Annotated in this window: 21 protein-coding genes; 7 read left to right on the top strand and 14 right to left on the bottom strand. The window is 66.4% G+C overall.

What is annotated here, in order from left to right; translation table 11 throughout:
* Window positions 1-64: 64 nt before the first annotated feature.
* The 3 genes from F1640_RS18090 to F1640_RS18080 all read left to right on the top strand — a co-directional run bounded on the left by F1640_RS18090 (window position 65) and on the right by F1640_RS18080 (window position 3,447).
* Window positions 65-1,786, top strand: a complete 1,722-nt coding sequence (locus F1640_RS18090; RefSeq protein ID WP_124809829.1) for a lytic transglycosylase domain-containing protein — start codon at window positions 65-67, stop codon at window positions 1,784-1,786.
* Window positions 1,776-2,303, top strand: a complete 528-nt coding sequence (moaB, locus tag F1640_RS18085) for a molybdenum cofactor biosynthesis protein B (RefSeq protein WP_124809800.1) — start codon at window positions 1,776-1,778, stop codon at window positions 2,301-2,303. The genes F1640_RS18090 and moaB overlap by 11 nt, the downstream gene beginning before the upstream one ends.
* Window positions 2,304-2,367: 64 nt before the next feature.
* The gene (locus F1640_RS18080) at window positions 2,368-3,447 is read left to right on the top strand and encodes a PA0069 family radical SAM protein (protein WP_194920517.1); all 1,080 of its coding nucleotides are present in this window, start codon (window positions 2,368-2,370) and stop codon (window positions 3,445-3,447) included.
* A gap of 165 nt (window positions 3,448-3,612) precedes the next feature.
* Here F1640_RS18080 and F1640_RS18075 read toward each other — a convergent pair whose 3' ends face one another.
* Genes F1640_RS18075 through dnaE form a run of 5 tightly spaced genes read right to left on the bottom strand, consistent with a single transcriptional unit; the run spans window position 3,613 to window position 9,858 of the window.
* On the bottom strand, window positions 3,613-3,903 hold the full coding sequence (locus F1640_RS18075) for a hypothetical protein (protein WP_194920516.1): 291 nt from the start codon (window positions 3,901-3,903) through the stop codon (window positions 3,613-3,615).
* The gene (locus tag F1640_RS18070; protein WP_194920515.1) at window positions 3,900-4,220 is read right to left on the bottom strand and encodes a YbjQ family protein; all 321 of its coding nucleotides are present in this window, start codon (window positions 4,218-4,220) and stop codon (window positions 3,900-3,902) included. Before F1640_RS18070 ends, F1640_RS18075 begins: the two co-directional genes overlap by 4 nt.
* A 4-nt stretch (window positions 4,221-4,224) precedes the next feature.
* Window positions 4,225-4,638 carry a DUF1330 domain-containing protein gene (locus tag F1640_RS18065; protein ID WP_194920514.1) on the bottom strand — a complete coding sequence of 138 codons (414 nt, stop codon included), beginning with the start codon at window positions 4,636-4,638 and terminating at the stop codon, window positions 4,225-4,227.
* A 3-nt stretch (window positions 4,639-4,641) separates the two neighbouring features.
* Window positions 4,642-6,246 carry a long-chain fatty acid--CoA ligase gene (locus F1640_RS18060; RefSeq protein WP_255530406.1) on the bottom strand — a complete coding sequence of 535 codons (1,605 nt, stop codon included), beginning with the start codon at window positions 6,244-6,246 and terminating at the stop codon, window positions 4,642-4,644.
* Window positions 6,247-6,267: 21 nt separating this feature from the next.
* Window positions 6,268-9,858, bottom strand: coding sequence for a DNA polymerase III subunit alpha (gene dnaE / locus F1640_RS18055; RefSeq protein ID WP_194920513.1), 3,591 nt, complete (start codon window positions 9,856-9,858; stop codon window positions 6,268-6,270).
* A gap of 186 nt (window positions 9,859-10,044) precedes the next feature.
* On the opposite strand from dnaE, the gene F1640_RS18050 reads away from it, so the two are divergent.
* On the top strand, window positions 10,045-11,217 hold the full coding sequence (locus tag F1640_RS18050; protein WP_194920512.1) for a Yip1 family protein: 1,173 nt from the start codon (window positions 10,045-10,047) through the stop codon (window positions 11,215-11,217).
* A 153-nt stretch (window positions 11,218-11,370) separates the two neighbouring features.
* Here F1640_RS18050 and F1640_RS18045 read toward each other — a convergent pair whose 3' ends face one another.
* The 5 genes from F1640_RS18045 to F1640_RS18025 all read right to left on the bottom strand — a co-directional run bounded on the left by F1640_RS18045 (window position 11,371) and on the right by F1640_RS18025 (window position 14,438).
* Window positions 11,371-11,859: a glutathione peroxidase gene (locus F1640_RS18045; protein WP_125955228.1), complete on the bottom strand. Its 489-nt coding sequence runs from the start codon at window positions 11,857-11,859 to the stop codon at window positions 11,371-11,373.
* Window positions 11,856-12,092: a hypothetical protein gene (locus tag F1640_RS18040; RefSeq protein ID WP_223806658.1), complete on the bottom strand. Its 237-nt coding sequence runs from the start codon at window positions 12,090-12,092 to the stop codon at window positions 11,856-11,858. Before F1640_RS18040 ends, F1640_RS18045 begins: the two co-directional genes overlap by 4 nt.
* Window positions 12,093-12,138: 46 nt before the next feature.
* On the bottom strand, window positions 12,139-12,405 hold the full coding sequence (locus F1640_RS18035; RefSeq protein WP_124809792.1) for a hypothetical protein: 267 nt from the start codon (window positions 12,403-12,405) through the stop codon (window positions 12,139-12,141).
* 94 nt (window positions 12,406-12,499) lie between these two features.
* Window positions 12,500-13,189, bottom strand: coding sequence for an ABC transporter ATP-binding protein (locus tag F1640_RS18030; RefSeq protein WP_124809791.1), 690 nt, complete (start codon window positions 13,187-13,189; stop codon window positions 12,500-12,502).
* Between the two features lie 7 nt (window positions 13,190-13,196).
* Entirely contained in the window at window positions 13,197-14,438 is a 1,242-nt protein-coding gene (locus F1640_RS18025; RefSeq protein WP_125955226.1) for a lipoprotein-releasing ABC transporter permease subunit, read from the bottom strand.
* 202 nt (window positions 14,439-14,640) lie between these two features.
* Between F1640_RS18025 and F1640_RS18020 the strand changes: the two genes are divergently transcribed.
* Window positions 14,641-16,401, top strand: a complete 1,761-nt coding sequence (locus F1640_RS18020) for a HAMP domain-containing methyl-accepting chemotaxis protein (protein ID WP_194920511.1) — start codon at window positions 14,641-14,643, stop codon at window positions 16,399-16,401.
* 12 nt (window positions 16,402-16,413) lie between these two features.
* Here the strand turns inward: F1640_RS18020 and F1640_RS18015 are convergent, their stop codons facing one another.
* Window positions 16,414-17,064 carry a GGDEF domain-containing protein gene (locus F1640_RS18015; RefSeq protein ID WP_190287265.1) on the bottom strand — a complete coding sequence of 217 codons (651 nt, stop codon included), beginning with the start codon at window positions 17,062-17,064 and terminating at the stop codon, window positions 16,414-16,416.
* A complete protein-coding gene (locus tag F1640_RS18010; RefSeq protein WP_194920509.1) occupies window positions 17,010-18,164 on the bottom strand; it encodes a PAS domain S-box protein in 1,155 nt (384 codons plus the stop codon). The genes F1640_RS18015 and F1640_RS18010 overlap by 55 nt, the downstream gene beginning before the upstream one ends.
* 203 nt (window positions 18,165-18,367) lie before the next feature.
* Between F1640_RS18010 and purF the strand changes: the two genes are divergently transcribed.
* Window positions 18,368-19,852: an amidophosphoribosyltransferase gene (gene purF, locus F1640_RS18005; protein WP_124809786.1), complete on the top strand. Its 1,485-nt coding sequence runs from the start codon at window positions 18,368-18,370 to the stop codon at window positions 19,850-19,852.
* Entirely contained in the window at window positions 19,853-20,572 is a 720-nt protein-coding gene (locus tag F1640_RS18000; RefSeq protein WP_194920507.1) for an SDR family NAD(P)-dependent oxidoreductase, read from the top strand.
* Window positions 20,573-20,576: 4 nt separating this feature from the next.
* Here the strand turns inward: F1640_RS18000 and F1640_RS17995 are convergent, their stop codons facing one another.
* Together F1640_RS17995 and F1640_RS17990 are read right to left on the bottom strand one after the other, a co-directional pair.
* The gene (locus F1640_RS17995; protein ID WP_194920506.1) at window positions 20,577-21,836 is read right to left on the bottom strand and encodes a cyclopropane-fatty-acyl-phospholipid synthase family protein; all 1,260 of its coding nucleotides are present in this window, start codon (window positions 21,834-21,836) and stop codon (window positions 20,577-20,579) included.
* 57 nt (window positions 21,837-21,893) lie between these two features.
* Complete coding sequence (locus F1640_RS17990; protein ID WP_194920505.1) at window positions 21,894-23,264, bottom strand: deoxyribodipyrimidine photo-lyase; 1,371 nt, start codon at window positions 23,262-23,264, stop codon at window positions 21,894-21,896.
* Window positions 23,265-23,313 lie beyond the last annotated feature (49 nt).

Genomic DNA, 23,313 nt, shown 5'->3' with positions numbered 1-23,313 from the left:
CTTGGTGATCAACAGGCGCCTCACCCGCGCAGCCCTTTTGGGATTGGCGGCGGTGGCCGGCTCGATGGCGGGCACGGCTCCCGCGCACGCCAACAGCGCGGCGGTCGACTATTTCCGCAGCCGCGCGGATCGAACTGCCGTTCCCTCGCTGCTGAGCCAGGACGACCGCCAGTATTACCGTGACCTGTTCGGCGCGATCGAGCGCGAGGATTGGGCGTCGGTCCAGTCGATGTTCGTCAAGCGCGCCGATGGCCCGCTCCATGCGGTCGCCCGCGCGCAATTCTATCTCGCCGCCTCGTCGCCGCGCATCGAACTCGATTCGCTTAACCAGCTTCTGGCGCAAGCGCCGGAACTGCCATGGGCCGAACAGATCGGTCGGCTGGCGATCAAGCGTGGCGCCACCGCTCTGCCGGTGCCGCTGCCCAGCACGCAGCAGCTTTTCGCGATGCCTTCGGTATCCAAGCGCATCCGCCCCCGCTCGATCGCCGATGGAACGATGCCGGATTCGGTCGCCAGCGCGATCCAGCTCCGGATCAAGAACGACGATCCCATGGGCGCCAAGGTGCTGCTCGACGGCATCGATGCCTCGCTATCGTCCGACGCGCGCGCCGAATGGCGCCAGAAGGTCGGCTGGGCGTTCTACATCGAAAATCAGGATGCCGACGCGCGCGCCGTTTCGTTGAGCGCGGTTGAAGGCTCCGGCCCGTGGATTGCCGAGGCGCTGTGGACGGCAGGGCTTGCAAGCTGGCGCATGGACGATTGCCTTGCCGCCGCCGATAGCTTCGAAAAGGCCGCCGGGCAGGCCCAGAATCAGGAACTCTCCTCGGCCGCGCATTACTGGGCCAGCCGCGCGTGGCTACGTTGCCGCAAGCCCGAAAAGGTGACAGCGGCGTTGCGCGCCGCCGCCCGCAGCCGCGATACGCTCTATGGCATGATGGCCGCCGAGGCGCTGGGGCTGCGCGAAGGCCAGCTCGCCACCACGCCCGATTTCAGCAACGATGACTGGCAGAAGCTGCGCGCGGTCAACAACGTGCGCCTGGCCGTGCAACTCGCCGAGATCGGCCGCGATGGCCTGGCGGACGAAGTGCTGCGCTATCAAGCGCGGATAGGTGATCCAGGCCTCTACGCCCCGCTGTCGCGCCTCGCGCGCGATCTGGGCCTGCCCTCCACGCAATTGTGGATGGCCTATAACGCCCCGGCGGGCGCGCGGGCCGACGAAGCCGCGCGCTTCCCCGCGCCGAAGTGGGCGCCGGCCAACGGCTGGAAGGTCGATCCGGCGCTGGTCTTTGCCCATTCGCTGCAGGAATCGAACTTCCGCACCGCCGTCACCAGCCCGGCCGGCGCGCGCGGGCTGATGCAGGTGATGCCCGGCACCGCGCGCGACATGGCGCGCAACGATCCGGCGATGGCGGGCCGCGACCGCCAGCTCGATCAGCCCGACGTCAACCTTGCCTTCGGCCAGACCTACCTCACCCAGCTGCGCGATTCGGGCGCGACCGGCGGGCTCCTGCCCAAGGTCATGGCCGCGTACAACGCCGGACCGCTGCCGATCGCGCGCTGGAACACCGAAATCCACGATGGTGGCGATCCGCTGCTGTGGATGGAATCGATCCCCTATTGGGAAACGCGCGGCTACGTCGCCATCGTCATGCGCAACTACTGGATGTACGAACGGCAGGCCGGCGGCCCCTCCGACAGCCGCATCGGGCTGGTGCAAGGGCTGTGGCCCAAGTTCCCCGGCCTTGCGGGCGCGGAGAACGTGCGGGTCGCCTACAATGGCCATTGATCCCTCGCGGACGTTCAAGCCGATCAACATCGCCCTGCTCACCGTGTCCGACACGCGCGGGCCGGAAGACGATACCTCCGGCGATATCCTTGCCGGGCGCATCGCCGCGGCCGGCCACGCTCTGGCCGCCCGCGCGATCGAAAAGGACGACGCCGCCCGCATCGCGGACCGGCTGAACGCCTGGATCGACGATCGCGCGATAGACGCGGTGGTCATCACCGGCGGCACGGGCCTGACCGGCCGCGACGTGACGCCCGAAGCGCTCGACCGCGTGAAGACGCGCGACATCCCCGGCTTCGGCGAACTGTTCCGCTGGATCAGCTACAAGACCATCGGCACCAGCACGATCCAGTCGCGCGCCTGCGCGGTGGTAGCACGGGGAACCTACATCTTCGCCCTGCCCGGCTCCAATGGCGCGGTGAAGGACGGTTGGGATGGCATCCTGGCCGAACAGCTCGACAGCCGGAACCGCCCCTGCAACTTCGTGGAACTGATGCCGCGCCTGCTGGAAGTGTGAGTCCCCAGATCGGCAGGCTGCGTTAGCGGTTGAACGCGTTCCCTATATGTTCTAAATTGAGGGGATGGTCCGCCCCCCTCCCATCCACGGCCGAGGCGCCCAATCGGGCGCCGTGCCGACGCGCTTCGGCCTGGCCACGCGCGAGGAGGACGGGGACTGGCTTGACGCGCGCGAGGGCATAGACGGCGCGCCGGGCAAGCTGCGCACCACGGTGATCGATCTGCACCCGAAATCGATCGTCACGTTCAACACATCGCCCGATATCGCCTTCGACCGCTCGCTCAATGCCTATGCCGGATGCGAGCACGGCTGCATCTATTGCTATGCGCGGCCGACCCACGCCTATCACGATCTGTCCCCCGGCCTCGATTTCGAGACCAGGCTGTTCGCCAAGCCGCAGGCGGCCGAGCTTCTGCGCAAGACATTCGCCAAGCGGGGGTACCGCCCCCGGCCACTGGCCATGGGGACCAATACCGATCCCTATCAGCCGATCGAGGCGCGCTACCGCATCACGCGGCAGGTGCTGGAAACCTGTCTGGAAACGCGCCATCCGGTGACGATCACCACCAAATCGGCCCGCGTGCTGGACGATCTGGACCTGCTGGCCGAACTGGCGCGCCACCGGCTGACCGCCGTGAGCATCTCGGTGACCAGCCTCGACCCGCACTTGTCGCGCCTGCTGGAACCGCGCGCTTCGGCCCCCGCCAAGCGGCTGGCGGCGCTGGGCCGGCTGGTGGAAGCCGGTGTGCCGGCGCATGTCTCAGTCGCGCCGGTCATCCCTTCGATCACCGATGAATTCATGGAAGGCATTCTCGAACGCGCCGGCGCGCTGGGCGTGCGGTCGGCCAGCTGGATCATGCTGCGCCTGCCGCACGAAGTGGCGCCGCTGTTTCGCGAATGGCTGTCCGTCCACTTCCCCGATCGCGCGGGCAAGGTCATGGGCATCGTGCAGGACGTGCGCGACGGGCGCGACAACGATCCCGGTTTCTTCACCCGGATGAAGCCACAGGGGGTCTGGGCCGATCTGATCCGCACCCGCTTCCGCCTGGGCTGCAAGCGCGCGGGGATAGGTCGCGTGGAGATCGATCTCGATTGTTCAGCGTTCCGCCCGCCCAGCGTGGATGGGCAGCTCAGCCTTCTCTAGGGCGTTTAGGTTTTTTCAAACGCACCATCGTCATTGCGAGGAGACGCAGTCGACGAAGCAATCCAGAGTCACGCTCAAGCCGCTCTGGATTGCTTCGCTACGCTCGCAATGACGAACGCGTAGGGTAAGAGTGTGCAAGCGATATAATCGACTTCTCTAGGGTCATTAGGCCCGTTCCGCCGGTTCGTAGCGCCGTTCGCCGGTCAGCGGATCGTACCAGACCTCGATGATCGCGCCCGTCTCGTGATCGATCTCGCGCTCGCCGGTGCGCTGCCACTGGCTGTGCGAGGAGCCCCTGCGCCCGCGATACCCGGCGTCGAACACGGTGCCGATCACGATCAGCGCGGCGAACACGAACAGGCCGGCGCCGCCCCCGGTGCTGCCTTCGAGCACCACGCCGCCGCATACCATCGCGACCGCCAGCACCAGCGCGGCGATGCGGCCATTGCGCGTCATTGCGGTTTCAGCCGCACCGCCGTGCCATAGGCGACGACTTCGTTCATCGTCTGCCCGATCGATCCGGAATCGAAGCGCATCATCACCACGGCATCGGCGCCCATCAGCCGCGCGTTCATCACCAGCCGATCGATCGCGTGCCGCCGGGTGTCCTCCACCAGCGCCGAATATTCCTTGATCTCGCCGCCCACGATCGAGCGCAAGCCGGCCATGATGTTGCCGCCCAGCCCCCGGCTGCGCACGACCACGCCGAACACCTGCCCCAGCGCTTCCTGCACTTCGCGCCCGGCTATATTCTCCGTCGTGGTCACGATCATGCGCCTATCCTCCTGTTGGCGAAAACCGCACCAGGCGGCTGTCCCGCACCGCCGCCTGGCGATGGACGACGACCAGTTTATATTCGGGGTCCGTCACCATGGCGAGGAACGCCGCCGCATCGGGATAGCCCATGACGAACGTGGCATCCCACGGCCATTCCTCAGGCCCGGTGACGACGCATTCGAAGCCGCCTTCCCAGACCATGCTTGCCCCCACCCTGGCCAGCACCGGCGCGATCGCGCGGTGGTATTCGGCATAGGCCTGCGCGCCGGTCCAGCCCTTGTCCGCCAGCGGATGCCCTTCGGGATAGGCCGCCTTGTCCTTGAAGCGGACAAGGTTCAGCATCCGGATGGGTGTGTCACGCGGCAGCGCCTTGAAGCGATCGAAGTTCGCGCGGTCCGGATCGATGTAGTCCATGGCTCAGGCGGCCCACTGGAAATCGCGAAACTGGTCGCGCAAGTCCTTCTTGCTGATCTTGCCGGTGCCGGTGTGCGGTATCTCGTCGACGAACACGATGTCGTCGGGCACCCACCACTTGGCGACCTTGGTCGCCAGGAACGCGCGCAGATCATCGGAGCCGACATCGACGCCAGCCTTGCGCACCACGACCAGCAGGGGCCGTTCGTCCCACTTGGGGTGGAACACGCCGATCGCGGCGGCTTCGGCCACGGCGGGATGGCCGACGGCGGCGTTTTCCAGCTCGACCGAGCTGATCCATTCGCCGCCCGACTTGATGACGTCCTTGGTTCGGTCGGTCAGTTGCAGCGTGCCGTTGGGATGGATCACCGCAACGTCGCCCGTATCGAACCACTGGGCGGTATCGACGGCTTCCTTTTCGCCCTTGAAGTAGCGCTTGACCACCCACGGGCCGCGCACCTGCAAGGCGCCGGCGGTCTTGCCGTCGCGCGGCAGGACGATACCGGGATCGCCCAGATCGACGCAGCGCATCTCGACGCCGAACGGCACCCGCCCCTGCATCGCCTTGATGCCGATCTGTTCGGCGAAGCTCAGGTCGTCCCAGTCCCAGGTTTCGGTGCCGGTGGTGCCGATGGGCGAGGTTTCGGTCATGCCCCAGGCGTGTGCCACGCGGATGCCTTCGCCCATGAAGCGTTCGATCATCGAGGACGGCATGGCCGAACCCCCGCAGACGACCTGCTTCAGGCTGGGCGGCATGCCCATGCCGGACCTGTCTATTTCCTGGAGAAAGGCCAGCCACACCGTCGGCACGCCGGCCGAAGCCGTCACCTTCTCGCGCCGGAACAGATCGCACAGCACGGCCGCATCGTTCACCGCCGAATAGACGAACTTGGCACCTGCCGCCGCACCCGCCCAGGGCAAGCCCCAGCTGGCCGCGTGGAACATCGGCACGATCGGCATCATCACGGTGCGCGCGTCCATGCCGAACACCGCCGGCTGAAGCGAGGAGATCGCGTGCAGCATCGTCGAACGGTGCGTGTAGAGCACGCCCTTGGGATTGCCGGTGGTGCCGCTGGTGTAGCACAGCATGCACGGATCGTTCTCGTCGCCGTCGGCCCAGGTGGCATGACCGTTCTCGGCGCCGATCCAGTCCTCGAAATGGATCGCCGGCTCGTCGGAATCGAAGCAGACATAGCGTTCGATCGTCGGCCACCGCGGCCTCATCCGCTCCACGATCGGCGCGAACGCCTTGTCGAACAGCAGGACGCGGTCTTCCGCGTGGGCCACGATATATTCCAGCTGGTCGTCGAACAGGCGCGGGTTGATCGTGTGCAGGATGCCACCCGCACCCACCGCGCCATACCAGGTGACAAGGTGCCGGTGATGGTTCATCGCCAGCGTGGCGATGCGATCGCCGGGCTGGATGCCGATCCGCTGCAGCGCCTGCGTCATTTTCAGCGCATCGCGGCGAATGCCCGCCCAGGTGGTGCGGCTTTCCGTGCCGTCCGCCCAGTGGCTGACCAGTTCGCGCGCGCCATGTTCCCGCGCGGCATGATCGAGCAGATGGGTAACGCGCAGCTTCCAATCCTGCATGGCTCCAAGCTGCATCGTTTTCCTCTCCCGGTTGTTCTATTCCACCAGCCGCAAGTGCCGTTCCGCGCGCGCGGTCAGCGCCACATTGGCAAGCCCCTCGATGGGAATCAACCGTTCGATTAATTCGCTGTCGAGCCGGAAATCACCGCCCAGCCGGATAAGGGGCTCCTTCGGACTTCCGGTCCGCAGGCGCGCCAGCACTTCGCCTTTCGCGTCGCCACCGCGCGGCAGCAGCATGGCCAGCTCCGAAATCGCCTCGGGCTTCGTGACATCGAGCTTCAACTGCATCCGCGCCGCGCTCGTCACCGAGGACAGCGGCCGCGCGCCACGCACCGTTACGCGCGGCGGCTCGTCGGGATTGGGCCGGTCCAGTTCGACGTTGAGCAGCACGCAGGTCCCGTCGCGCGCCCACTGCACGAAGGAATCAACCAGCGCCTCCTCGAAGCACGAGGCGGAGAACAGCCCGCTGCTGTCGGAGAAATCGGCCATGACGAAGTCCTTGCCGCGCTTGGTCTTGCGCTTCTGGACGTTCTCCACCATCGCCGCCATCACCGCGCCGCTGCGTCCACCCGCTTCGCCGCCGCCCGACATCAGGCTGCCATAGGTGCGCGCGCCGTTCGCCGAAGCGACCGCGCGGTATTCCTCCACCGGATGCGCGGCGAAATAGAACCCGAAGTTCTCGCGTTCGGCCGCCATCTGGTCCGCGCGGCTCCACGGCTTCGTATCGGCAAGGCGCGTGGCCGGCACGGCATGGTCATCGCCCCCGAACAGGCCACCCTGCCCGCTGGAGCGAGAACGCGCCGCCTCGTCCGCCACGGCCATCAGCAGTTCGGCGTTGGCGATCACTTGTGCGCGGTTCGGTTCCAGGCAATCCAACGCGCCGCCGGCGGCCAGCGCTTCCAGCTGGCGCCGGTTCATCGATCCCGCCGGAATACGGCGGAACAGGTCGTCCAGCGTCTCGAACGGTCCTTTCGCCTCGCGTTCGGCGACAATCGCTTCCATCGCCTTTTCGCCCACGTTGCGCAGCCCCGCCAGCGCATAACGCACGGCATAGCCATCGTCGGTCCGCTCGACGGTGAATTCGGCAACGGAATGGTTGATGTCCGGCCCATGCAGCGCCACGCCGTTGCGTCGCATGTCGTCCACGAACACGGCCAGCTTCTCCGACTGGTGCATGTCGAAGCACATCGATGCGGCGTAGAATTCGTGCGGGTAGTGCGTCTTGAGCCAGGCCGTCTGGTAGGCGAGCAGCGCATAGGCGGCGGCGTGCGACTTGTTGAAGCCATAGCCCGCGAACTTGTCGATCAAGTCGAACAGCTCGTTGGCCTTGGCGGCCTCGATCCCCGAAACCTCCTTGCAGCCATCGACGAAGCGCTGGCGCTGGGCGTCCATTTCCGCCTGCACCTTCTTGCCCATGGCGCGGCGCAGCAGGTCGGCATCGCCCAGCGAATAGCCGGCCAGGATCTGCGCGGCCTGCATGACCTGTTCCTGATAGACGAAGATGCCGTAGGTTTCGGAGAGGATGCCGGCGAGCTTCTCGTGCGGGTATTCGATGCTCTCCAGCCCGTTCTTGCGCCGCCCGAACAGCGGGATGTTATCCATCGGGCCGGGCCGGTAGAGCGAGACGAGCGCGATGATGTCGCCGAAGTTGGTCGGCTTCACCGCCGCCAGCGTGCGCCGCATCCCTTCCGATTCCAGCTGGAACACGCCCACCGTATCGCCGGACTGGAGCAGCCGGTACACATCGGCATCGTCCCACGGCAACGTGGACAGGTCGATCGCGATGCCGCGCTTGCCCAGCAGGTCCACCGCCTTGCGCAGCACCGACAGCGTCTTGAGGCCCAGGAAGTCGAACTTCACCAGCCCCGAATCCTCGACATGCTTCATGTCGAACTGGGTCACCGGCATGTCCGAACGCGGATCGCGGTAGAGCGGGACGAGCTGCGCCAGCGGCCGGTCGCCGATCACCACGCCGGCGGCATGGGTGGAACTGTTGCGCGGCAGCCCTTCGAGCTGCATGGCAAGGTCGATCAGCCGCTTGACCTCGGGATCGCGGTCATACTCGCGCTTCAGCTCCGCCACGCCGTTCAGCGCGCGCGGCAGCGGCCAGGGGTCGGTCGGATGGTTGGGCACCATCTTGCACAGCCGGTCGACCTGGCCATAGCTCATCTGCAGGATGCGGCCGGTATCGCGCAGCACCGCGCGGGCCTTCAGCTTGCCGAAGGTGATGATCTGCGCGACGTGATCGTCGCCGTACTTCTGCTGGACGTAGCGGATCACTTCGCCGCGCCGCGTTTCGCAGAAGTCGATGTCGAAGTCCGGCATCGAAACGCGCTCGGGATTGAGGAAGCGTTCGAACAGCAGCCCCAGCCGGATCGGATCGAGATCGGTGATGGTCAGTGCCCAGGCGACGAGCGAGCCCGCGCCGGAACCGCGCCCCGGCCCCACCGGAATCGAATGTTCCTTGGCCCACTTGATGAAGTCGGCAACGATCAGGAAGTAACCGCCAAAGCCCATGCGGTTGATGATGCCGATCTCGAACTCCAGCCGCGCGCGGTAGTCGAGCACCTCCTCGAACACGCCCGCTTCCCCAAGCTGCGGAAAATCGCCGGCGGCCAGCTCCACGTCTGGCCCGGCGCACAGCACTTGCGCCAGCTCGGCATGGCAGGCTTCGGGGTAGTACGGCTGCAACCGCGCGACCAGGCCGGTGCGCGAATCCTCGGCGCACATCCGTGCTTCGCCTTCCTTGTCGCCGGCCAGGCTGGGCAGGATCGGCTTGCGCTTGGGCGGCATGAACGCGGTGCGCTGCGCCACCACCAGCGTGTTCGCCAGCGCCTCGGGCACGTCGGAGAACAAGTGCTCCATGATCTCCGCCGGCTTGATCCACCATTCCTGCGAGGAACGTGGGCGATCGGCGCTGTCGACATGCGTCGAACTGGCGATGCACAGCATGGCATCGTGCGCGGCGTAGAACGTGCGCTCGGCGAAGCACGCCGGATTGGTGGCGATCAGCGGCAGATCGCGGGCATAGGCCATCTCGATCAGCGCTTCCTCGCCCGCTTCCTCCACCTTGTCCCCCCGCCGCACGAGTTCGAGGTAGAGCCGGTCGGGAAACAGCTCCTGCAGCCGATCGCAATAGGCATAGGCCGCCGGCATCTGCCCTTCGGCCAGCAGCCGCGTCAGCGCGCCTTCCCCGCCCGCCGTCAGGCACAGCAGGCCATCGGTGTGACCCACAAGGTCCGCCAGCACGACATGCGGCGCGAACTCCAGCGGCCGTTCCAGATGCGCGCGGCTGACGAGATGGCACAGATTGTCGTACCCTTCCGCATCCTGCGCATAGAGGCCCAGCCAGTCGATCGTCGGCGCCTGCGCGCCGAACCCCGGCGCCGCCCCTTCGCGTTCGGGCCGCGCCACGGCGAGCATCGTACCGATCACGGGCTGCACGCCCACGTCCTTGCACGCCTTGGCGAAGGCGACGCTGCCGTAAAGCCCGTTGCGATCGGAAATGGCGATGGCCGGGAAGCCGCGCTCGGCCGCCGTCTTGGCGATCATCTTCGGGTCGATCGCGCCGTCGAGCATGGTGTAGGACGAGAAAATGCGAAGCGGAACGAACGGGGCGTGGGGCATAGAGCCGAATATGCCCCCCGTTTGCCGCCTAACCAAGAGCGTCGCGCGCGCTTCCCACCGAAAAATCCGCCCTGCCACCACCATCGTGACGCGCATCACTTGGTTTGCGACGCTGCCGGGCCTATCCTGCGGCAAAGAAGGTCAAAAAGGTCGCGTGAGTTTCGCCCTATAGGAAAGGACGCGGGAATGACCGACACGCCCGAACTGCCCCAGGCCGACGACCGCAGCATCGTGGAGCGCGCCAAGGCGATCTTGCTCAAGCCCGCCAACGAATGGCCCCGGATCGCGGCCAGCACCGAAACGCCGGGCGACCTGATCACCCGCTATGCCGTCCCGCTGGCGGCTATCGGCCCGCTGGCGACGTTCGTCCACGGGCAGGTATTCGGTTACGGCGCGCTGGGGTTCAGCTGGAAACCGGGGCTGGTGGCCGGTCTTGGCAGCGCCGTGGGGACTTACGTGCTCGGCCTTGTCGGCGTGATCGTGCTGGCGCTGATCGCGGACTGGCTGGCGCCGAAGTTCTCCGGTGTCTCGAACCGCACCGCCGCGTTCAAGCTGGTGGTCTATGGCTCCACCGCTGCCTGGCTTGCAGGCGCCGCCCAGCTCCTTCCCGGCCTGGGGCTGCTCGGCCTTGCCGGGCTCTACAGCCTCTATCTCTATTACCTCGGCGCAACGCCAGTGATGAAAGTCCCACAGGACAAAGCCGCCGGATATACGGCGGTTACGATCGCCTGCGCCGTGGTCCTGTACCTCGTGATCGGGGGCGTTTCCGGCGCGTTTCTCACCATGATGGGATCGACCACGGCGATCACGGCACCCGACAGTGGCAAGGTGTCAGGCGCGCTCAGCATTCCGGGCGTGGGCAAGGTCGATCTCGACAAGGTCCAGCACGCGGCCGACCAGTTGGAGGCGCAGTCGAAGGGCGAGGTAAAGGCCGTGGCGCCCGATGCGCTGAAAGACCTGCTTCCCGCCTCAATCGGTCCCTTCCAGCGCACCGGCGTGGAGAGCGGAGCGGTGGGTGGATTGGGCAGCAATGCCACGGGTACCTATGAAAACGGCGACAAGCGCTTCACCCTGCGCATCACCGACATGTCCGCCGTTGGTGCGCTGGCCGGGCTTGGCGCGGCAATGGGCGTCAGCCAGAGCAAGGAGGATGCCGACGGCTATGAACGAACCGGCGTCGTCAACGGGCAGATGCAGTCCGAAAAGTGGAACAACGCCGATCATAGCGGCTCGTTCGGCCGCGCCATCGCCAACCGCTTCATGGTGGAGGCCGAAGGCGATGCGGACAGCATCGACCAGTTGAAGGCGGCCGTCGCGACGATCGATGCCGGCAAGCTCGCGGGGCTGGCGGGTCAATGACCGCCTAAAGCAGGGGGACCGCATCCTTTGGGGCCTGCTCACCCCCGGCCCCTCCCGCTTGCGGGAGGGGAGTGAGACTTGCGTCGCCGCTGGCGGCGTTAGTCGCAACGGGGTGGGCTTTGCGCGCCCAGCGTCCGCAAGCGACACAACTGCCTAAAGCAACGCTTCGATGTCCTTTTCCAGCGCTTCCGGCTTGTCGGTGGGTGCATAGCGGCGCACCACCTTGCCCTCACGGTTGATGAGGAACTTGGTGAAGTTCCACTTGATCCCCTTGGTGCCCAGCACGCCGGGCGCCTCCGCCTTCAGCCACTGGTATAGCGGCGTGGCATCGTCGCCGTTGACGTCGATCTTGGCCATCAACGGGAAACTGACCCCGAAATTGACCTTGCAGAAGCTTTCGATCTCTTCCGCCGTGCCGGGTTCCTGTCCGCCGAACTGGTTGCAGGGGAAGGCCAGTATCTCGAAACCCTGTTCGCGATACTTGCGCCATAGCGCCTCCAGCCCGTCATATTGCGGGGTGAACCCGCATTTCGATGCGGTGTTCACCACCAGCAAGACGGCGCCGAGCTTGTCGGCAAGGTTGATCTCTTCGCCGTTGGGCAACTTTGCCGTAAAGTCCGCGATGGTCAGGGGCGCGGTCATGACAAGCCTTCCCGTTCCGCCAGCGCCAGCATTTCGCCGACGTTAAGCGATCGCCCGCCCGGTACGTCGAGCACCAGCCGGGCGCGCTGTTCGGCGGTCATCGCCACAACGGAGCGCAGCAATTCAGCGATCGGACCTTTCTGGACCACGCTGAAATTGTATTGCATCTCAGACCCGCCATCGTCGCGTTCGTGCAGCGTGCCTTCCGCCTGCAGGTCGACCGATTCCATCATTTCTCCCTCCTGTTTGCGGAAGGAGTCGCACGACCACCGGAATGGATCAAGCGGGGAAGTCCGCCCGGCTGACCAGAGCCGCGATTTCCGCCGGATTGTACTGCCGGTCACCGGCCTTTTCGATCACCAGCGCCGCCCGTTCATCGGCCGGCATGCGCGAAACCAGCCGGACCATGTCGGCAAAGCTGCCCGAATGCAGCGCGGCAAAACCGTGGAACAGGCCATCGGCCGCCTCACGACGCATGACCACGGCGTGGTCCGTCCAGAACCCCTGGCGATCTGATCCCGTTTCCGCGCGGATAGTCGTGTTCATTGAACAATCTCCTTCATGCAAGGAGAACGCGCGAAACTGCCCGGGTATCCCGCCAGCGGCCATTACAAATTGGCCATGAACGCGGCGCAGCCGCCTATTCGAGCATGCCTTCGTGCAGCCGCAGCACGCGGTCCATACGGAAGGCCAGGCGTTCGTTGTGCGTGGCCACCAGCGCCGCGCTGCCCTGCCCGCGCACCAGCTTCAGGAACTCTTCCAGCACCCGGTCGGCGGTGGCTTCATCCAGATTGCCCGTCGGCTCGTCCGCCAGCACCAGCGCCGGACGGTTGGCCAGCGCCCGCGCCACCGCCACGCGTTGCTGTTCGCCCCCGGACAGCTGGCTCGGCCGGTGCTCCATGCGATGACCCAACCCGAGCGCGGTCAGCAGTTCCTCCGCCCGCGCCCGCGCTTCTCCGGTGGTCTTCCCCGCCACGAGCTGCGGCAGCACCACGTTCTCCACCGCGTTGAAATCGGGCAGCAAGTGGTGGAACTGATAGACGAACCCCAGCGAATCCCGCCGCAGCGTGGTGCGGGCATCGCCGGACAGCTTCGAGGCATCGACGCCGGCGATCTCGATCACGCCTTCGAAGCCGCCTTCCAGCAGCCCGATCGCCTGCAGCATGGTGGACTTGCCGGAACCCGAAGGGCCAAGCAGCGCCACGATCTCTCCGGGGCGAATCTCGAGATGGATGCCACGCAGCACCTCGATCGTTTCGCCACCTTGCGAAAAGCTGCGGCGCAGGTTGCGCAAACTGGCGACAGGCTTGTTCGTGGCGGGCTGGTTCATGGTCACATCATTCATAACGCAGCACCTGCACCGGATCGGTACTGGCCGCCTTCATCGCCGGATAGAGCGTCGCCAGGAAGCTCAGCACCAGCGCCATCACGCTGATCACCACGATTTCGACCGGATCGCTGCGGCTGGGCAGTTCGGTGAGGAAGCGGATCGAAGGGTCCCACAGGTTCTGCCCCGTGATCCATTCGACGGCATGGACCACCGATTGCCGGAAATAGAGGAACACGAAGCCCAGCCCCAGCCCGACCATGGTACCCAGCGCGCCGATCACGAAGCCGATGGTCATGAATATCTTGAGCAGGCTGCGCCGCGTGGCGCCCATCGTGCGCAGGATCGCGATGTCACGCGTCTTCGCGCGCACCAGCATGATCAGCGACGAAAGGATGTTGAACACCGCCACCAGCACGATGATCGACAGCACCACGAACATCGTCACGCGCTCCACCGCCAGCGCCTTGAACAGGCTGCCGTTGATGGTCATCCAGTCCGTCACCACGGCGCGGCCGGCCAGTTGCTGCTTGAGCGGCGCGAGCGTCTGGTTGACGGTGTCGGCGTTGGTCGTGGTCACTTCGATCATCCCGATCGTGTCGCCCGTCAGCAGCAGCGTCTGCGCATCGGGGATCGGCATCACGACATAGGCCTGGTCGTAATCATAGACGCCGATCTCGAAGATCGCGGACACGGTATAGGCGATCTGGCGGGGCACGGTGCCGAACGGCGTCGAACGGCCCGCCGGGTTGACCACCGTGATGGTATCGCCCACCCGCGCGCCCAGGTTCTCCGCCAGACGCGATCCGATCGCCACGTTGGACGATCCCGGCGTCAGCGCGGCGAACGAGCCGGCCACGCGCTTTTCCTCCAGCCGCTTGATGTCCTCGGCGGTGTTGCCGCGCACCAGGATCGCTTCCACCCGGCCGTTGAACGTCGCCAGCAGGGGTTGTTCGATCAGCGGCGAGGCCCGGGTGACGCCGGGCGTCGCGCGGACCCGTTTCAGGATGTCCTGCCAATCGTCCAGCCGTCCGCCGTAGGCCTGGATGATCGCGTGGCCGTTCAGCCCCACGATCTTGTCCAGCAGTTCCGCGCGGAAGCCGTTCATCACGCTCATGACGATCACGAGCGCGGCAACGCCCAGCATCACCGCGGCAAGGCTGATCCCGGCAACCAGGGCGATGAACGCCTCCCCTCGCCCCGGCAGCATGTAACGCTTGGCGATGGTCCATTCGAAGGTGTTGAGGATCAAGCCGGAACTTTCCTGGATCGAGCGATATCGGCAGGGGATTTAGGCGCGGCGGCGCCCTTGGGCAATGGGGCGTTTTCCGCGCCCGTGCCGCGTCCGGCGATAACGGCATGCCCGGGATGCTACGTAGTGCCCCCGTAACCCCGTTTTGGCCACGCCGGGCGCACTAAGCCACGAACCATGCAGCTTTTTCGGGAACAGACCGATGACCATCAGAAAGACAGTCTTCGCGGCAGGCCTCGCCATGCTCCTCATTCTGGTGGCGAGCGTCGCGATCAGCGCGCTGAGGATCAACGACATCCGCATCGGTGGACCGTTGCACACCAAATCGCGCGAAGCGGCCGATCTGGTGGCGGACATCCTGCCACCGCCCGAATATGTCATCGAACCCTATCTCGAAGCATCGATGCTGATGCGCGATCCGTCGCGAGCCGAAGCCACCAGCCGGCGCATCACGGCGCTGAAAGCGGCCTACGACGATCGCCATCAGCACTGGCTGGAATCCGATATCGATCCGGTCGTGAAACGGGCCGTCACCGTGGAGACGCACAATCCGGCGCAGCGGTTCTGGCAGGAACTGCAGGGCCGTTTCCTGCCCGCCGCACGGCAAGGGGATACGGCGGCGATGCAGCAATCGTTCGAGCGCCTCTCCGCGCACTACGCCGCGCACCGGGCGGCGGTGGACCGGACGGTGACGCTTGCAAACGGCTATGGCCAGCGCCTGAACGAGAAGGCCACCGCCAGCCTTTCCGAATCCATGCGCTTGCTCGGCGTGCTGGCGCTGCTGCTGCTGGCGCTGGTCGTGGGCTTCTGCGCGATGGTCATTTTCCGCATCGTTCGGCCGATCGGCAGCATGACCACGCTGATGCAGCGGATGGGCCGGGGTGAAATGGACATCGAGAACCCGCACGAACAGCGCAAGGACGAACTCGGCGAAACGGCGCGCGCGCTCCAGAGCATCGTGCACTACGTGGAGGAAAAGGCACGCGCGGATTCCGAGCGCGAAATGGCCGTGCAGCGCCGCGTCGTCAGCAGCCTTGGGGCGGCGCTCGCCCGGCTGAAGGACGGCGGGCTGAACCACCGTATCGCCGAGGAATTTCCGGAAGCCTACGTCCAGCTGCGCGACGACTACAACCTGGCCGCCGCCGCCATGTCCGAAGCGATCAGCACCGTCATGGCCTCGATCGGGCGCGTCTCGAACAGCGCCTCGGAAATCAACGCGGCCATCACCGAGCTTGCCCAGCGCACCGAGATCCAGGCCAACAGCCTGCAGGAAACCGCCACGGCGCTGCGCGACCTCAACGATACCGTGCAGCACACCGCCGGCGCGGCGCAGGAGGCCGCCTCCACCGTGACGTCGGCGCAGGCCGAAGCGCAGGGCAACACCATCATCGTTTCCGAAACGGTCGGCGCGATGGACCGGATCGCCAGCAGTACGCGGCAGATCGTGCCGATCACCGAAGTCATCGATCGTCTCGCCCACCAGACGCACCTGCTTTCGCTCAACGCCAGCGTGGAAGCGGCGCGCGCGGGCGAAGCCGGCAAGGGGTTCGCCTTGGTCAGCGACGAAGTGCGCAACCTTGCCACCAATTCCGCAGACGCCGCGCAGCAGGTCAAATCGCTGATCGAACAGTGCGCCGATCAGGTGGGCGAAGGGGTGACGCTGGTCGGCCGGTCGGGCGAAGCGTTCGACACGGTCATGGCGAAGGTCCTCGCGATCAGCGAGATCATCGGCCGGATCGCCACCTCCGCGCAGGAACAGGCCGAACGCCTTGCGCAAATCAGCGGTGCGATCGGCGGCATGGACCGGGTGACGCAGCAGAACGCCGCGATGGGCGAAGAGTGCAACGCCGCTGCGCGTATGCTGGCTAACGAGGCTGACCAGCTACGCCAGCTGGTCGGGCGGTTCGATATCGGACCCGCCGGCTTGCCCGGCAGCCCGCCCGCGCGGCGCCTTGCCGCCTGACGGGCGTCAGGATCAGGCGGCGACCGCGGTGCGATCGCGGCCCGCGCTCTTGGCCCGATAGAGCGCGGCATCGGCCCGCGAGAGCGTATCCGAAAGATCGCCATCAAGCACGGCGATCCCCGCGCTGACCGTTACCCGCACGATGATCGATCCCACCGGCACCGCCGAACGCGAAATTTCCTTGCACAGGCGGACGCAGATCTTTTCGGCATGGTCGATCCGGGTTTCGGGCAGGATCACCGCGAATTCCTCGCCGCCGATCCGCGCGATGTGGTCTGTCTGGCGCAGCGCGCGCCGCGCCGCCTGCGCGACCGAGGCCAGCACCATGTCGCCCGCCCCGTGACCAAAGCGGTCGTTGACCGCTTTGAAATAGTCGATGTCGAACACCACGATGCAACCGATGACGCCGCTGGCGACGGTCCGTTCGGCCAGATCGAAGAACGCCCGGCGGTTCGACAGTCCGGTCAGCGGATCGGTCAGCGCGGCGATCGAAAGATCCGCTTCCAGTCGCTTGCGCTGTGAAATGTCGCGCGTCGCGCAGATCAGCGCGCCGTCTTCGGGCACCGCACGAAAATGCGTTTCGAACCAGCGCGGCTCGCCAAGCTTGGTCAGGGCAAGGTGTTCCACGCTGATCGGCGTGCCCGGCGCGTGGCGCGCGCGCATCCGGCCTCATGCACCTGCTGCAGATGATCCGGGTGGATCAGTTCCGCGACATTCGTGCCGACAAGACCCGCGGGATCATAGCCGCTGACGTAGAGGATCGAGGGCGAGACATAGCGGATGACGCCATCGGCATCGAGATGCATGATGATGTCGCTGACATGATCGGACAACAGGCGATAGCGCGCCTCGCTTTCCGCCAGTTCGCGCATCTGCCGGCGTCGGCGTTCCTGCTCGAACTGGACCGGCAGCGCGAACAGCACCGTCACCGCGATGTAGATTTCGAAGAACTGCATCCGGTCGCCGAGATCGAGATGCATCATCGCCACCGGCCCTTCACCGCGCATCGTCAGCATGCCGCCGATCAACGCCAGCACGCAGGGCAGGAACGTGGTAACGACGCATGGCGCCCACACCGCGGCCGCAACCACCATCAACACCGGGAACAGCATCAGCGGCCGGTTGGGCTGGCTGAACACCACCGCCGTCAGCACGGTCATCGCCACCACGGCCAGAACGGCCACGAGCCGCCTGTTGTCTGGCAGCACCGGCTGGCCGTTATGCACCGCGTAGGAAAGGCTGATCGTAAAGGGCAGGAACGTGAGCAGACCAACCGCGTGGCCGATCATCCAGTGCACGAAATTGGCGCCTGGATCGATCTCCAGCACCATACCGGTCACCGCCAGGGCCGCCAGGCCGCTGACCATCGGCACGGCCAGCCCGATGCCGAGATAGTATCCCGCCAGCCATTCGAGAGTGTCGCCGGGCCAATAGGCGTCGAAGATGCGCTTGAGCATTATCGCGGCCATCAGGGCTTCCCCCACGTTGACCAGCGCGAGCTGCGCGGCGACGCGCCACCCGAACCCGAAGAAGCCCGTCGCCATGAAGCTGGCAAACGCGCAAAGAGCGATCGTCAACGGCCAGACGCGGCGCCCCGCCGTGAGCAGATATCCCGAGAGCAGCGCGCTTGATACCCAGATCATGGCGACGCCGCCGCTAAAACGGCTGATATGCACGGTCGTTGCCGCCGTGGCGAAATACAGCAGGGCCATGCCGGCAGGCCCGGCGATGGAGCGAGCAGCAAGGAAGCGGGAGGGGATCATGCACCCCCTTGTCTCTCGCAATGGTTAAATTCCGTCTAAGAGGAAGCCCCTATCGGCCGGCCGCACCGGCGGGAAACCGGCCCCAGAACGGCAACCTGGCGCGAATGTCGTGCCCGCCCCTTGCGTTCCGGGGCAATCGGGGCCACATGGGCGCCTTCGCTGGCCGGCGCTGTTGCGCCCTCGTGACGAGTCCTCGAGGACCCATGACTTTCACCGATCTTACACATGACCACGCACCCTGGGACGTGGATGGCGACAAGCTGCGCGAAGAGTGCGGCATCTTCGGCGTAATCGGCACGCGGGATGCGGCCGCGATGGTTGCGCTGGGGCTGCATGCCCTCCAGCATCGCGGGCAGGAAGCGGTGGGCATCACCAGCTTCGATGGGCAGGAATTCTATTCCCGCCGTGGCATCGGCCACGTTGCGCAGAACTTTTCCAGCGAACAGGCGCTGGCGGAACTGCCCGGATCTACGGCCGCCGGCCACGTCCGCTATTCCACCACCGGCGGGTCGGGCCTGCGCAACGTGCAGCCGCTGTTCGCCGATCTTGCCACGGGCGGCTTCGCCATCGCGCACAACGGCAACATCTCCAACGCGATGTACCTGAAGCGCGATCTCGTGCGCAAAGGCGCGATCTTCCAGTCGACCTCCGACACCGAAGTCATCATCCACCTCGTCGCCACCAGCCGCTATCCCACCCTGCTCGATCGCTTCGTCGATGCGCTGCGGCTGGTCGAAGGCGCCTATTCGCTGATCTGCATGACACCGGCCGGCATGATCGCTTGCCGTGATCCGCTGGGTATCCGCCCGCTGGTGATGGGCAAGATCGGCGATGCGGTGGTCTTCGCCAGCGAAACCGTCGCGCTCGACGTGGTGGGTGCGGACTTCGTGCGCGAAGTCGATCCCGGCGAACTGATCCGCGTGGCGCATGACGGCGCGATCGAAAGCCACCGTCCGTTCGGCAACACCAGCGCCCGCCCGTGCATTTTCGAGCACGTCTATTTCAGCCGTCCGGATTCGCTGATGGGCGGCCGTTCGGTCTATCAGGTACGCAAGGCGATCGGCGCGCAGCTCGCCATCGAAAGCCCCGCCGATGCCGATCTGGTGATCCCCGTGCCCGACAGCGGCGTACCGGCGGCGCTTGGCTACGCGCAGCAGTCGGGCATTCCGTTCGAGCTGGGCATCATCCGCTCGCACTATGTCGGCCGCACCTTTATCCAGCCGTCGGACGGCGCGCGCCATGCCGACGTGAAGCGCAAGCACAACGCCAACCGTGCGCTGGTGGAAGGCAAGCGGATCGTGCTGATCGACGATTCGATCGTGCGCGGCACCACCAGCATGAAGATCGTGCAGATGATGCGCGATGCCGGTGCCAGCGAAGTGCACATGCGCGTCGCCAGCCCGCCGACAGAGCATTCCTGCTTCTATGGCGTGGATACCCCGGAACGGTCGAAGCTGCTCGCCGCGCGCATGAACGTGCCGGCGATGGCCGATTTCATCCAGGCCGATAGCCTGGCGTTCGTCTCGATCGACGGGCTTTACCGCGCGGTGGGCGAAGCGCAGCGCAACAACGGCTGCCCGCAGTATTGCGATGCCTGCTTCACCGGCGATTACCCGACGCGGCTGACCGACGTGGGCGATCGCGACGCCACCGATCAACTGCCCCTGCCGGTCGGAAAGGTCGCCTGAATGACGCAGGGCAGCGGCCCCCTGACGGGGCAGGTCGCGCTGGTCACGGGCGCCAGCCGGGGCATCGGCGCGGAAACCGCGCGCGCCCTGGCCGCCGCTGGCGCGCATGTGGTGCTCGTCGCGCGATCGGCCAAGGAGCTTGAGCAGGTCGAGGAGGAAATCTTCCAGGCCGGCGGCAGCGCCACGATCGCGCCGGTCGATCTGACCGAACCGGAAGGCATCGCGCGGCTCGCCACGGCCATCTCCAGCCGCTGGAGCGCGCTCGACATCCTGGTCATCAACGCCGCCACGCTGCCCACGCTGACGCCCGTGTGGCAGATCGATCCGCGCGAGTTCAACCTGGCCATGACGCTCAACGTGATGGCCACGCAGGCGCTGATCGCCGGGTTCGACGCCATGCTGAAACGCAGCGACAACGCCCGCGTCATCGGCGTGACGAGCAGCGTGGGCGCGAAACCCCGCGCCTACTGGGGCGCCTATGGCGCCTCCAAGGCGGCGTTCGACAACCTGCTGGAATCCTACGCGCAGGAAGTCCGGGCGATCTCGAACATCCGCGTCACCGTGCTCGATCCAGGCGCCACGCGCACGAAGATGCGCGCTCGCGCCTATCCGGGCGAAGACCCCAATTCGGTGAAAGCGCCGGCCGTCGTCGCCGGGCGGATTGTGGCGCTGGCGCAGGAAACCCACGACAGCCCGCACCGCGAGCGCGTGGAAGCCTGATCCTTCAGCCCCGCTTCACCAGCGTGACCTGGCTGACGTCGATTCCGCCGCCCATGAAGCCGCCCTCGCAATACATCAGGTAATAGCGCCACAGGCGCACGAAACGGGCGTCGAACGCCGGCGGCAGGCGCCCTTCCTCCACGGCACGGTCGAACGCCTCGCGCCACAGGCGCAGCGTGCGGGCATAGTCCGCGCCGAAATCCTGCCGGTCCTCCCACGCCAATCCGCGTTCCGCGGCCAGCGCGCGGAACGCGCTTTCGCGGATCAACAGACCGCCGGGGAAGACGTAGGCCTGAATGAAATCGGCGCTGGCGGCGTAGGCATCGAACAGGTCGTCGCGGATCGCAATGAACTGGATAGCCGCGCGTCCGCCGGGTTTCAGATGGCGGGCAATGCAATCGAACCACGATGGCCAGAACCGCCGGCCCACCGCCTCGACCATCTCCACGCTGGCGATCGCATCGAATTGCCCATCGACGTCGCGATAGTCCTGATGGCGATAATCGGTGCCGGGCACAGCCCGTTCGCGCGCCCAGGCCAGTTGCTCGTCCGACAGGCTGATGCCGACGACCCGCGCTCCGTGGGCCTGCGCGAACCGACGGGCGAGGAAACCCCAGCCGCAACCGATCTCCAGCACGCTCGCCCCCGGCGCAAGATGCAGCCGTTCCGCCAGCCGATCGACCTTGTGGACCTGGGCGGTTTCCAGGTCGGCATCGGGCGCAAGCCCGGCCCACAGCGCGCTGGAATAGCTCATCGATGGATCGAGCCAACAGGCGTAAAAATCGTTGCCGAGATCGTAGTGTGCGGAAATGTTCAGCCGCGCGCCCTTGCGGTTGTTGCGGCGCAACGCGTGCAGCACGCGGCCGGCCCAGCGCCAGGGCCCCTTCGCGCGCGCCATGTCTCCCATCGCCTTTGCGTTGCGCATGAACAGTGCGAACAGGGCTACCGGGTCCGGGCTTTCCCATTCGCCGGCTTCCCAGGCCTGATACCAGCCGACCGAGCCCGCCGTCGCAAGCCGCAGCAATCCGCGCCAGTCATGCAGCGTGATTTCCGCCGCGTAGCCCGGCGCACGCGCGCCGAACAAGCGGGTGGAACCATCGGGCAGACGGGCCAGCAGCGATCCTTCCGCCAGCCCGGTATCGATCCGGTCCAGCAGGCGGCTCATCGATCCGGTGATGAGCCGTGCCAGCAGCCCCGTGCCGGCGGTCATCGACCGGCCCCCCGCCACCAGATGCCCACCTCGTACCGGCGTTTGCGCGTTCATGGCGATACTATGCGCGGTTGATATCGGGACCGCAATCCCGGCCGGCGCGAGAAAGGATCAGATCGTCTTCAAAGCCGCATGGGCTTCCAGCGCGCGCTGGCGCCCTGCAGCGTGGCCAATGATCGGCGCCGGGTAGCCGCCGGGCCGCACCGGCGGATCGTGGACAAGGGGATCGGGCACGCCCGCCAGTTCGGGCACCCAGCGCCGGATATAATCCCCCGCGTCGAACTTGGGCGATTGCGTCAGCGGGGCCATGATCCGCACGAACATGTTGGAATCGACGCCTGTGCCCGCGCTCCACTGCCAGTTGACCGCGTTGGAGCCATAGTCGGCATCGACCAGCGTATCCCAGAACCACTGTTCGCCGCGCCGCCAGTCGATCAGCAAATGCTTGATCAGGAAGCTGGCCGCGATCATCCGCACGCGGTTGTGCATCCAGCCCGAAGCCCACAGCTCGCGCATCCCGGCATCGACGATGGGATAGCCGGTGCGCCCCTGGCACCAGGCGCGGAAATCGCGGTCCGCCTCCGGCCCGGTGCGCCATGCCATCTGATCGAACGGCGCGCGTGCGTTGCGGGCGCCATAGTCCGGGAACTGGAGAACCACGTTCTGCGCATAGTCGCGCCAACCCACTTCCCCCAGGAACGTGCCGACCGATCCGCCCGCGTCGCGCACCGCATGCCAGATTGTCGCCGGCGATATCTCCCCGAAATGCAGGTGCGGGGAAAGCCGCGATGTCGCCTCCACCGAGGGCAGGTTGCGCCGTTCGGCATAGCGCCGCGCACGATCGGCGAACGCCGCCAGCCGTTCGCGCACGCCGGACTCGCCGGGCGTCCATTCGGCGCGGAAGCCACCGGCCCAATCCGGGACGACCGGCAGCAATGCCCAGTCGGCCAGCGCGTCGCTTTCCGGCCATGCCTCCGGTGCGGGCAGGGTTTCGGGCGCGGCCAGCGGCGCGGGTGGTGGCATCTGTTCGGTCAGCGCCCGCCAGAACGGGGTGTAGATGCGATAGGGTTGCCCTGCCCCGGTTCGCACCGATCCCGGCGGGGCGAGGTAATTGCCGTGATGGAGCACCAGATCGAGCCGCTGCGCCACCGCGCGCTCGGCATTGCGCCACCACGGCTCGTAATGATGCAAGGCATGAACCCGCACGGCGCCCGTTTGCGCGGCAAGCGCCGCCAGCACGTCCTCGCAGCGCCCCCGCCGCAGCACCAGCCGCGATCCCCGAGCGCGCAAGTCCGCGTCCAGGCTGGCGAGGCTGTGGTGCAACCACCAGCGCGACGCCGCGCCCATGCGCCGGTGGCGCGGCGTCTCATCGTCCAGTACATAGACCGGGATCACCGGCCCTTCCGCCGCCGCCGCGTGGAACGCCGCCTGATCAGCCAGCCTCAGGTCGCGACGCAGCCAGACAATGACGGGTGGTTTCATGAAAATGCGCAGTCCTTCATGCGGGGGACTCTCCTAGCGGACCCGCCCG

Origin of the sequence: Novosphingobium sp. NBM11 (assembly GCF_015390225.1) — a bacterium.
GTDB lineage: Bacteria > Pseudomonadota > Alphaproteobacteria > Sphingomonadales > Sphingomonadaceae > Novosphingobium.
The sequence above is the reverse complement of the archived record's forward strand: the minus strand, read 5'-3'. Positions and strand labels throughout refer to the sequence as shown.

What these genes read in the sequence shown, in the direction of transcription:
- F1640_RS18090 (WP_124809829.1), top strand. Translation starts at nt 65, where the DNA reads ATGGCGGGCACGGCTCCCGCGCACGCCAACAGCGCGGCGGTCGACTAT.
- moaB (WP_124809800.1), top strand. Translation starts at nt 1,776, where the DNA reads ATGGCCATTGATCCCTCGCGGACGTTCAAGCCGATCAACATCGCCCTG.
- F1640_RS18080 (WP_194920517.1), top strand. Translation starts at nt 2,368, where the DNA reads ATGGTCCGCCCCCCTCCCATCCACGGCCGAGGCGCCCAATCGGGCGCC.
- F1640_RS18075 (WP_194920516.1), bottom strand. Translation starts at nt 3,903, where the DNA reads ATGACGCGCAATGGCCGCATCGCCGCGCTGGTGCTGGCGGTCGCGATG.
- F1640_RS18070 (WP_194920515.1), bottom strand. Translation starts at nt 4,220, where the DNA reads ATGATCGTGACCACGACGGAGAATATAGCCGGGCGCGAAGTGCAGGAA.
- F1640_RS18065 (WP_194920514.1), bottom strand. Translation starts at nt 4,638, where the DNA reads ATGGACTACATCGATCCGGACCGCGCGAACTTCGATCGCTTCAAGGCG.
- F1640_RS18060 (WP_255530406.1), bottom strand. Translation starts at nt 6,246, where the DNA reads ATGCAGCTTGGAGCCATGCAGGATTGGAAGCTGCGCGTTACCCATCTG.
- dnaE (WP_194920513.1), bottom strand. Translation starts at nt 9,858, where the DNA reads ATGCCCCACGCCCCGTTCGTTCCGCTTCGCATTTTCTCGTCCTACACC.
- F1640_RS18050 (WP_194920512.1), top strand. Translation starts at nt 10,045, where the DNA reads ATGACCGACACGCCCGAACTGCCCCAGGCCGACGACCGCAGCATCGTG.
- F1640_RS18045 (WP_125955228.1), bottom strand. Translation starts at nt 11,859, where the DNA reads ATGACCGCGCCCCTGACCATCGCGGACTTTACGGCAAAGTTGCCCAAC.
- F1640_RS18040 (WP_223806658.1), bottom strand. Translation starts at nt 12,092, where the DNA reads ATGATGGAATCGGTCGACCTGCAGGCGGAAGGCACGCTGCACGAACGC.
- F1640_RS18035 (WP_124809792.1), bottom strand. Translation starts at nt 12,405, where the DNA reads ATGAACACGACTATCCGCGCGGAAACGGGATCAGATCGCCAGGGGTTC.
- F1640_RS18030 (WP_124809791.1), bottom strand. Translation starts at nt 13,189, where the DNA reads ATGAACCAGCCCGCCACGAACAAGCCTGTCGCCAGTTTGCGCAACCTG.
- F1640_RS18020 (WP_194920511.1), top strand. Translation starts at nt 14,641, where the DNA reads ATGACCATCAGAAAGACAGTCTTCGCGGCAGGCCTCGCCATGCTCCTC.
- F1640_RS18015 (WP_190287265.1), bottom strand. Translation starts at nt 17,064, where the DNA reads ATGCGCGCGCGCCACGCGCCGGGCACGCCGATCAGCGTGGAACACCTT.
- F1640_RS18010 (WP_194920509.1), bottom strand. Translation starts at nt 18,164, where the DNA reads ATGATCCCCTCCCGCTTCCTTGCTGCTCGCTCCATCGCCGGGCCTGCC.
- purF (WP_124809786.1), top strand. Translation starts at nt 18,368, where the DNA reads ATGACTTTCACCGATCTTACACATGACCACGCACCCTGGGACGTGGAT.
- F1640_RS18000 (WP_194920507.1), top strand. Translation starts at nt 19,853, where the DNA reads ATGACGCAGGGCAGCGGCCCCCTGACGGGGCAGGTCGCGCTGGTCACG.
- F1640_RS17995 (WP_194920506.1), bottom strand. Translation starts at nt 21,836, where the DNA reads ATGAACGCGCAAACGCCGGTACGAGGTGGGCATCTGGTGGCGGGGGGC.
- F1640_RS17990 (WP_194920505.1), bottom strand. Translation starts at nt 23,264, where the DNA reads ATGAAACCACCCGTCATTGTCTGGCTGCGTCGCGACCTGAGGCTGGCT.